This is a genomic window from Pseudomonas sp. Irchel 3H9 (assembly GCF_900187495.1).
GTDB lineage: Bacteria > Pseudomonadota > Gammaproteobacteria > Pseudomonadales > Pseudomonadaceae > Aquipseudomonas > Aquipseudomonas sivasensis.
In genome coordinates, this window is record NZ_FYDK01000002.1 from 1,182,861 (window position 1) to 1,191,865 (window position 9,005).

14 protein-coding genes are annotated in these 9,005 nt (G+C 56.3%); 12 read left to right on the forward strand and 2 right to left on the reverse strand.

Annotated features, from left to right (window positions below; translation table 11 throughout):
- The first annotated feature begins 16 nt into the window (after window positions 1-16).
- A complete protein-coding gene (locus CKW32_RS11410) occupies window positions 17-268 on the forward strand; it encodes a DUF1654 domain-containing protein (RefSeq protein WP_095184958.1) in 252 nt (83 codons plus the stop codon).
- Window positions 269-940: 672 nt separating this feature from the next.
- Window positions 941-1,324, forward strand: coding sequence for a response regulator transcription factor (locus CKW32_RS11415; protein ID WP_095184959.1), 384 nt, complete (start codon window positions 941-943; stop codon window positions 1,322-1,324).
- 75 nt (window positions 1,325-1,399) lie between these two features.
- On the opposite strand, the gene CKW32_RS11420 is transcribed toward CKW32_RS11415, so the two are convergent.
- Window positions 1,400-1,696, reverse strand: coding sequence for a cupin domain-containing protein (locus CKW32_RS11420; protein WP_095184960.1), 297 nt, complete (start codon window positions 1,694-1,696; stop codon window positions 1,400-1,402).
- Between the two features lie 138 nt (window positions 1,697-1,834).
- Between CKW32_RS11420 and CKW32_RS11425 the strand changes: the two genes are divergently transcribed.
- The 9 genes from CKW32_RS11425 (at window position 1,835) to CKW32_RS11470 (ending at window position 7,627) form a co-directional block, all read left to right on the forward strand.
- Window positions 1,835-2,131 carry a hypothetical protein gene (locus CKW32_RS11425; RefSeq protein WP_095184961.1) on the forward strand — a complete coding sequence of 99 codons (297 nt, stop codon included), beginning with the start codon at window positions 1,835-1,837 and terminating at the stop codon, window positions 2,129-2,131.
- 257 nt (window positions 2,132-2,388) lie between these two features.
- Window positions 2,389-2,709 (forward strand): hypothetical protein, encoded by a 321-nt coding sequence (locus CKW32_RS28220; RefSeq protein ID WP_160016630.1) that lies wholly within the window; start codon window positions 2,389-2,391, stop codon window positions 2,707-2,709.
- 160 nt (window positions 2,710-2,869) lie between these two features.
- Window positions 2,870-3,307, forward strand: coding sequence for a hypothetical protein (locus CKW32_RS11435; RefSeq protein ID WP_095184963.1), 438 nt, complete (start codon window positions 2,870-2,872; stop codon window positions 3,305-3,307).
- A 569-nt stretch (window positions 3,308-3,876) separates the two neighbouring features.
- Window positions 3,877-4,071 carry a hypothetical protein gene (locus CKW32_RS11445; RefSeq protein WP_095184965.1) on the forward strand — a complete coding sequence of 65 codons (195 nt, stop codon included), beginning with the start codon at window positions 3,877-3,879 and terminating at the stop codon, window positions 4,069-4,071.
- A gap of 158 nt (window positions 4,072-4,229) precedes the next feature.
- Complete coding sequence (locus CKW32_RS11450) at window positions 4,230-5,324, forward strand: hypothetical protein (RefSeq protein WP_095184966.1); 1,095 nt, start codon at window positions 4,230-4,232, stop codon at window positions 5,322-5,324.
- Window positions 5,324-6,067 (forward strand): hypothetical protein, encoded by a 744-nt coding sequence (locus tag CKW32_RS11455; RefSeq protein WP_095184967.1) that lies wholly within the window; start codon window positions 5,324-5,326, stop codon window positions 6,065-6,067. Before CKW32_RS11450 ends, CKW32_RS11455 begins: the two co-directional genes overlap by 1 nt.
- A complete protein-coding gene (locus tag CKW32_RS11460) occupies window positions 6,064-6,627 on the forward strand; it encodes a siphovirus Gp157 family protein (protein WP_095184968.1) in 564 nt (187 codons plus the stop codon). Before CKW32_RS11455 ends, CKW32_RS11460 begins: the two co-directional genes overlap by 4 nt.
- A gap of 7 nt (window positions 6,628-6,634) precedes the next feature.
- On the forward strand, window positions 6,635-7,225 hold the full coding sequence (locus CKW32_RS11465) for a hypothetical protein (RefSeq protein WP_095184969.1): 591 nt from the start codon (window positions 6,635-6,637) through the stop codon (window positions 7,223-7,225).
- 69 nt (window positions 7,226-7,294) lie between these two features.
- Window positions 7,295-7,627, forward strand: a complete 333-nt coding sequence (locus tag CKW32_RS11470; RefSeq protein WP_095184970.1) for a hypothetical protein — start codon at window positions 7,295-7,297, stop codon at window positions 7,625-7,627.
- Here the strand turns inward: CKW32_RS11470 and CKW32_RS11475 are convergent.
- Window positions 7,619-7,843, reverse strand: a complete 225-nt coding sequence (locus CKW32_RS11475) for a hypothetical protein (RefSeq protein ID WP_095184971.1) — start codon at window positions 7,841-7,843, stop codon at window positions 7,619-7,621. The genes CKW32_RS11470 and CKW32_RS11475 overlap by 9 nt on opposite strands.
- 106 nt (window positions 7,844-7,949) lie before the next feature.
- Here CKW32_RS11475 and CKW32_RS11480 point away from each other — a divergent pair, with 106 nt between their 5' ends.
- Window positions 7,950-8,981: a hypothetical protein gene (locus CKW32_RS11480; RefSeq protein ID WP_095184972.1), complete on the forward strand. Its 1,032-nt coding sequence runs from the start codon at window positions 7,950-7,952 to the stop codon at window positions 8,979-8,981.
- Window positions 8,982-9,005 lie beyond the last annotated feature (24 nt).

Sequence of the window (9,005 nt, forward strand, 5' to 3'; positions counted from 1 at the left end):
TCATAAGGAGCGAAGCATGAACCAGGCACCCTACTCCGCATCAAAACCGAGAAATTCCTACGAGCTTGTTGGCCGTCGCCTGCAAGGCCTGATCGCCTCTCCCCGGGTCCAAAGGATTCAGTTGGTCGAGGTTTCTAGGCGCGACGATGAAAGCCCTGAAGCCTGGCACCAGGTCATTCAAGATATCGGCGACACCGCCGGGATAAGGGTCGAGCACCTGGAAGACGGGGCCGTCAGGATCGGTTGGCGCGAGTACTGCGACGCATAAAGGAGCCCGCCACTGAGCGGGTTTTTTATCGACCTAAATTTCAGCAACCTGAATTATTTATTTCAGCATGCTTGACACTTTAATTTCAGCTTGCTTAAATTCAACTCAAGCCAGCAACGAACACCGCCGGCGAGCAGCGAGAGCTGCGCCGCTCTTTAACAGTCAGCGCAATACAGAAATACCAACAGACCGCATTGCCTCTACCGGCGACCGGCGATCAGACGGGTCAGATAGCCCGCCCACGACAGGAACAACCTGTGCGGCTGATCGAGAGCGAAACGCTCGAACCGTGCGAATGACCTGGCAAGCAATGCGCCCCGCGAATCCCGGCGGTAGAAGGGAGACTTAACTGAACAGAATTAGCGGTCCCGATAGCCTCGGCTGGGAACGCCGGACCTCATGCACCCTGCCCCACTCAGTCAGGGCATTCAGAGCTGTAGCGTGCATGTTGTAAGGACCTGTGATCCATGGCGAACAGATGCTGTTTGACGCTGTGAGTAGGAAGCTCGAAGCCCACACCGAAGACGACCGGCCAGCCCTGCAATCAGCAGCGGGCAACGGGCCACACTGCTGACGCAACAACCCCGGCCTGACGCCAGTAGCGAGGTCGGGGGTTTCACCGATAGTCCTTGGCAACAGGGCCTAACGGGAAACCAACCGAGGGTAACGACGATGGAAGCAACAATCATCAACGGCGCATGGAAGGGTCACCTCGGACGTGGCCTGGCGCCGCGAGAGCTTCAGTTTCTGCTTTGGATTGCCCAGGGCTTCACCTCGAAAGAGATCGCCCGAGAGGCAGGCATAGAGGCAGGCACCGTGAAGAAGCGCCTGACCAATGCGATGTTCAAGCTGGGCGTGACGAAACGCACGGCCTTGCTGGCTGAGGCCATGAAGCGCCAGATTATCACGCCGGTGTGCTTTGTACTGGCGGCGCTGATCGCCATGCACTCAACGATCAGTGACGACTCGCTGCGTCGTGATCGCCGGGCGCCGGAAAGACGGATGGCTCAGGCTCGGATGGTGCGCCGGGCGGAATGTCCTAGGCTGACCGCTTAACAGAAACAGCCACGACAGCCTTTCGTTAACTGTCTGGTCAGCTGCGTGCCGGCCAGTTCCGGCACCTGCGGCCTTTCAAACATCAATGATGACAAGTGTCCCGTAGCTTCCAGACAAAACTGCATGCGGAACACCAGCTTCAGCCAGATAAATTTGTCCCTCTCCCACGCGCACGCACTCACCATCGACTCCCAGCAATAACTGTCCGGAGATGACTAGCAAACCCTCGGTGTAGTCATGCACCTCTGCTTCAACGGACATTTCATCCATGCGCAGGACTTTGATATTGGAGCCGCCTACCCGTCCTAGAACGGTGGACTTCCAAGCTTGAGGCAAGGCCTTCGAGGTCAAATCAAGATCCACCAGGGACATAGAAAACTCCTTATTTCGAACTTCCCTACTTATACCCCTCCTCACCTCTACCCGTCAGCACTCACCCCGCGCCCATCGGCAACCAGCGGGAGGCATGAGTGTTGACGAATACAGGTGAACCAACGAACGGAGAGAGTCATGGCCAAGAAGGTTGGCGTAAAAACCAGGAGCGCCCAAATCGGCGTTCGAATCAGCCCCCGCGTTAAGTACATGCTCGACGTGATGGGTCGCATCCAGCGCAGAACCATGAGTGGAGTTATCGAATCGGCTCTTTTGGCTTATGCCAAATACGACGAAAAACGCTTAGCCGACCAGACATGGTCAACGGATGAAAGCGAACGATTGCTCAACCTTTACCTAGTAGCGCCTCACCTTCTGTCATTCGACGAAGAGATTGAGGCCAAGCGGCTAATCGCAGCCAAAGCCACCGCCTAACCCCAAGCAATGGAGGACGCCAATCGTCAATACGCTCTGGGTCGAGATCGATGCCAGCAAGCGCCGGTAACGGTGGGCGGCACCCGGCTCCGGTTGCGGTCAGCTTAGGCTGACTGCGCGATGAGAGCCTTCTAACGATGTCGGACGCCAACCCCGCAGGTACGAGACACCTAGCATAAGGTATGCGTTCTCACTTCTTGGGGAGGTAGTACGAGCACATATCTGGAAGCTTAGATACGACGACAGAGTTGCTCATATTGAACGCCAACGATTCGATTTTTGCTTTGGAAGCTGGATCAGCTTTGACTCGGCGAACTTCTGCTCTAAGCGACTCGGTCGTCTCCGGATCGCTATTTAAAGCGTTCTCAACGCTGCTATTCGAATCTGGATTGGCCTTGACGCAAAGGCTTTCAATGGCCAGCAAATTGACGGCGTTTTCGGTGTCGTCCTCTGCTGCGCTTGCCAAGGTACTTGCGACCGAAGAAACGCTCAATAGCAGAAGCGCTGCAGAAATTCGCTTTAAAAACATCATTGATCTCACTGAAAAAACTGAAATTTATCATAGCGCTATTGATTGACGATTTTCCAGTTATCCCCCGCATAGACACCTCCCCACCCACTACCAACAACCTTACCGGTCAGGTGCCCGACAGGCCTATTTATGCCGGGATTCAAAGACGGCCACTTCAAATACGTCGCTTACATCGACTAACCCACGCAGCCGCCTCGGAGGCGACCATGAGCGCAGTATTGAAATTATGCCAAGAGCGATTCGACGCTCAGTTGCCTCCAGATGTCAGCGACGCGAATCCGGAACAGGAGTGGCTGGAACATTCGGCGGAACAGCTGGTTTGCGGCATGGACATCAAGTGGAAGCGCCGCCACGGCCAGCCGCAGGTTGTTACGTTTGACCGGTTCTGCACCTATCTGCAAGGCATCCTGAATCAGCGCCAGATCGACGGCCTGGACGAGCGCGACTCACTTGCTCGGCTGTTCCTGTCCTCGATCCTTGGCAGCCAAGCGGATTCACGCGGTCACGCCGCTGAATTGATCGGCCAGCCCCGCCCCATCGAAGCCGCAGAGAAGATCGCCATGGATCTGCTCAAGCCCTACGCCGCCGAAGCTGTAGCGGCGGAGCGGGAAGCGGCCGAAGACGACGTGGATGCGGACATATGAGCGCGCATGTAGATATATCTGCTGCGTTGCTTGCCCTTGACCCTTCGGACACAACGCCCCTCGCCGAGTCGCAGGTAGAGGGATTGATCGTTCGCCACTTCACCGAAGGCACCATCAATGCTGAAGAGTTTCATCATTACAGTGCGTGGCTACTGAGAGCCAGTCGGAAGAGGCTGGCTCGGCTGGTTAGATAGGCCGTCAGATTACGTCGAGCGCCCTTCGTTACGACTTTGTTGTTTTCTTACGTTTTTCCCAGTTAAACGTTCGTATTGGTGGTGAATAAACCACACGACCAAAAGCAGGCCAGACAAGCCAATAACGAACAGCAACAGCTCTAATGCGGGACCTTCGTGTGAAAACATTTTTCGTTCCTCGTCCTGAAGTAGCGTGACCCGAAAACGGTCACTACCGAAATTATTCGTAACAATTCATACATTTTCAGGGTAGATGCCGAGGATCGAGGTGGCAACCCCCAATACTCACAGAACCATTGATCTAGACACGTCACTCGTCGAAAAAACCGTTCACGAGCACGACAGCGCCAGCGATACACACGCAAGGAGAAGGTCATGACTACTGCACCAGTCCAATCGCTAATCGAAGAGCAACTCAACGAAATCGAGAGTCGAATCGCCATCCTGGGCTTTGGCATTCCTTTCAATGAACTGATCGGCCGCAAGCGTGAAGACCTGGTAAGGAATCTTCCGCAGCGGCTGGCGCCGACAATGAAGGGCGGTCGCATCGCAGTGAGAGTTCGGCCTTGACTCCCCACCAGCGCACCACGCGCATTCTCATCTGGCGTGGCGCTTTCCCTGCCCTCGCCCTATTCACCTTCCTGATGTTGCTCAGCGCCCTCGCTGATCGAATCACTCAATAACCAATACCTCACAGCGCCCCGCAAGGATGGCGCGGGAGTATCGCCATGCTCGCAGCAATTGCAGATCGCATCCGTTCCAAGTCCTACGAACTTCCTCTGTCCCGTGATTACGTACGTCACTGGGGCTTGAAAGAGGCCATCCGGGAACTGGTACAGAACGCCCTGGACAGCGAATCGCCGTTTGAATACGCATTCGCCGATGGCCAACTGTTCATCACCAGCCGCTTTGCAAGGTTGGAAGCCAGCACGCTGGTGCTGGGAAGCACTTCCAAGGCTGACCGTTCGGATGCCATCGGAAGTTTCGGCGAGGGCTACAAGATCGCCCTGCTGGTACTGACCCGCAACGGCTACGACGTGAAGGTCCTCAACGGCAATAAACAATGGATGCCTGAGTTCCGACATAGCGACCAGTTCGACGCTGAGGTTCTGTGCATCAACGAGTCTCCAGCGCACCGGCAGAATCAGGGCGTGGAATTCATCGTGTCTGGCCTCACCGAAAATGACGAAGCAGAGATTCGCAGCATGTGCCTGCGCATGCAGCCTCCCATGAGCGACGTCATCGGCACTAAGTACGGCCACATCCTGCCCTCCCGTCCAGGAAAGCTCTACGTCGGCACGCTGTTAGTGTGCGACACCGATCTGACCTACGGCTACGACATCCTCCCTGAACACCTACAGCTTGAGCGCGACCGCCAAACGGTCAGCGGGTGGGACCTGAAACAGGTGTCGAAAAACGCTTGGATCGACACCGGTCGCCTGGATGAGTTGGCCGAGAAGATCGAGGCAGGCATTCCTGACGTTGAATATGTCGAGTACGGCAGCACCGAGCTTGTGCGGGAGGCCTGCTATAGGTTGTTCCAGCAGAAACACCCCGGCGCCATTGCCGTTCAATCCCAGGAAGAGCTGAACAACCTGGTCAAGCAGGGCATGACCAACACCGTGGTCGTGCGCGGGGCTTACTACTCCCAGGTTGCCAACTCGACCTCGTACAAACAAAAGGTATCCCACGTCGTTGCCATCCAGACGCCCAAAGCGGCCTTGGAAGAATGGTACAGCGACAACAAAAAATATATGAGCAGGCTGCCCGCGGCGTCCTTCAAGGAACTGGCCAAGCGCGCGGATGGCTGGAGGAATAAGTAATGTCTGAGAACACCAGGATATGGGATCAGGTCGAAACTACCGACCCCGAAGTCACAAAAAAATTTACCGGCGCAGGTGGTTTCAAGGGTACTGCCATCAGGCCCACTTACCTGATGCATCGAGCCACAGAGCTCTTTGGCCCGTGTGGCGAAGGCTGGGGCTGGACTGTCCTTGAGGATCGCTTCGACGAAGGCGCTCCGCTCCAGGCACCGACGAAAGAGTGGCCAGGCGCTCCGATGATCTGCGCAAAGGTACACACCGTAAAAGTAGAGCTTTGGTACTCGGGCAAGAGCGGGCAAAAGTGCACGATCCAACAGTACGGCCACACGCCTTTTGTATACCTGCAGCAGGGGAAAATCCTGACTGATTGGGATACGGCGAAAAAGTCCCTCACCGACGGCATCGGTAAATGCCTGCAAGCCTTGGGCTTTGCAGCTGACATTTACCTGGGCATGTTCGACGACCCCACTTACGTCGACACCATCACCGAAGAATTCAAGATCGAGAAAGCTGAAGACAAAGACGCCGAAATTCTGCGCCAAAAACAGGAGCGCATTGACTGGCTCGCCTCGGCTGTCGAGACCATCGGCAAGGCGGTAACCGCCTACGAGCTGAAAACACTGAACGTGAAATACATTCGTGAGGCAACCCGCCGTAACGAGCCTGCTTTCATCGCCCGCATCACTCGCGCATTCGAAGAACGCAAAGCCAGCCTTGAGAAAGGCAAGGAGGCAGCAGCATGACTCAACTCTACGCACTCACCGGCAAACTCGCCGAACTCCAGGCCATGGCCGACACCGATGATGAAGGCTTGAAAGAGGCTTTGCAGCACGCCATGGACGAGGTTCAAGGCGACTTCAACATCAAAGCCGACAACATCGTCATGCTGCGCCGCAATATCGAGAGCGACGTGACGGCCATCGAAAATGAGATTGAGCGCTTGGCTGAGTTAAAGCGCATCAAATCCAACAGCGTGTCGGAGATCAGCGACTACCTGCGCCGCAATATGGAGGCTGCCAACATCAAGTCGATCAAGCGTCCGCTATTCACCATCACTCTGGCGATGGGCAGCGAACGAGTGATCGTTGATAACGAAGATGCGGTGCCGGACGAACTGACGTCTGTGAAATCCAGCATCACCCCCGACAAAAAAGCCATCGCTGCCAAGCTCAAGGAGATCCGAGAGCATAACGAGGCGGTCCGCAAGCGCATGGCTGCCGGCGAGGATGCCGAACACGAACTGCTTGAAGAGCCGAAATGGGCTCACCTCGAACGCGGCGACAGCTCAATCCGCATCAAGTGAGGCCGACATGATCAGCAACCACCTAAGCCTGGTCGAGGCACTGCGCCCAGCCTCGGATGAACTGGCGACCCAGGTCGCCGAGTTTGTAGCGGCCGGTGGCGAAATCGAAAAGATCGAGCCTCCCCCACCACCGAAGCCCGTCGTATATGTACCCCCGGAGCCGCCCGCGCCAAAGCCGTTTGTTCGGCGCAAATCTGAGGCAGATGCCCTGCCCCTCGACAAGGACGACATCCGCACCCAGGAGCGCCTGAAGCTGGTTGACCAGATACGCCAGCTAGGTATCTCGCACACCCAGACCGAAGTCGCCGCAGCCTTGGGCGTTAGTCGGCGGCTGATCTACAACCACGCCTCGCGGTACGACATCACGTTCAAGGCACCAACCCGAGGTGGTGCACGCAACCTGGTGCACAACGTGATTGATACGGAGCGGGATGTGAAGTTCGCCGAGCGGATAAGGGCATTCATGGAGCTGGGCATCAGCCGGCGCCAGTGCTGCGGGAAGCTGGCAATCGGCAGCAAGGCCTTTGAGCGGATTATCGCCACCCACGGTATCGACTATCCCAAAGCACGCCAAGGCGGAACTTCATGCGCCGCATAGCCCGCATCCAGAAACGCAGGCGTCAAACCTGGCTCGCACTGCCGGCCAGCGGAATAGAAGAGGTAGGACATGGCCAAATCAGTACAGGAGCGGTCAGCCAAAGCTGCGCAGAAGCGCCTGGCAGTCGCAGAGAAGGAATTGCGGCACAAGGTCAGACCGGGTATCGAGCAGGCCATGGAGCGGATCTGCGCCAGAGGTAAGACGCCGATCATCAGCGAGGTCCTGCAGATCGCCATCATGAAGATGGACTTGATGCCCGACGATGAGCTGATCAGCTTCTTGCGGTATCCGCGCCACGAAATTGTGATTGACGAAAACGTGGCGCGTGAATTTCACAATCAAAGCTTGGGCGAATTAAGGCGCGATCCGGGCGATGAAGTGGTGCCGCCTGAGTCAGTTTGAATGGCGATTAGGAAATCCATCGGAGATCAAACGTTGCCCCATGAGGACGGCGCAAGCAGGGTGAAAGAAAATACCTTTCAGCGTGTGTGAATCTGAGTGTCCGTCGTAACGTACGACACCTTTCTCGATTCGGCCGCCGCACTCAAAACACAGATTTATGTCCGTGAAATAGGCGACAAGTAGGTCTGCCTCTTTTGTGCTCTTGAAATAGCTCATGCAATCTCCTTGATCCGGCTCCATGCCGGTCACCCGTAATACCCCAACCCAAACCAAATTGCCACCACCGGCCACCGGAGGGCGGCGCCTGACTGGAGATAATCCAATGCAAATTCAACGCGAAGGTTGCGTGTCGTTCGGCGAGGCGCGCCTGGCCGTGTGGGAGGAAGGTATTCCTCGCGAGTGGGACGCCAAGGTGATCTGGGAGCGCAAGTTCAAGCGAGAAGTGTTCAAGCGGATCATTCAAACGCTCAATCGGATCGGCTGGACCGTCGGCGAGCAGACCCATATCTTCACTGACAAGAATTCACGCCATTGCGTGAAAGGCGATCTGCAAGCAGACCTAAAGATCATGGGGCGCAGCATTGAACTGGAGTTCTTCCAGGCTGTGAACGCCCCGGATCGCGCAGACCACGGCGGTCGGTACCAAAGCGACAAAGAAAAGCACATGCCTTACCTGGCTCGCTTGGAAATGCAGCGTACCCGCATGCGCATTCGTGACTACCTGTGCAACGTCTTCACCGGCTATACGTTCAAGGCTCCAGGCCGAGAGTGTGGCTTGGGCGGAATGACCAACACCGAGTGGATCAATGCCGACTACGTGAGTGCCCGGCGCTTTGGGCCTCCCACTATTCCTGCTGCCGACTACAACTCAGGGTCGGGCGACAAGAAAACAATTGAACATGGTGCGAATGTCTGGACGACTGACCGCAAAGGTCGCTGGTACCAGGGTACTGCGTTCGTGAACATCAACAACATGTGGTGGGTCGCTCATGGCAAGTACGGCTACGACAACAAGGCTTGCTTCGAGCTGTTTGTTGAGCGACCTACAGACATCAGAGCCAAGAAGAATGACCGAGCCCGCCGCCAGCGCCTGGAAGACCTGATCGCGAAGGCGGTGGCTGGGATGAACTATCAGCGCGCCGAGGTGCTGCGCAAGGTGCTTTTCCCTGAGCCTGAGCCACTGTTCATGATCCTTAACGTGAAGGACGGGGTTTATTTCCGGCCCAACTACAGCGGATACACCAGTGACACGATCAGGGCTGGCAAGTACACCCGCGCGGAACTGAAGCCTTATCTGGGTGACGCTGATGAAAAAGACGACCTGAAGGCCGTCCCGATTTCTCAGGCCGCCTGACCCGGCGCACCACCGGGCACCCTC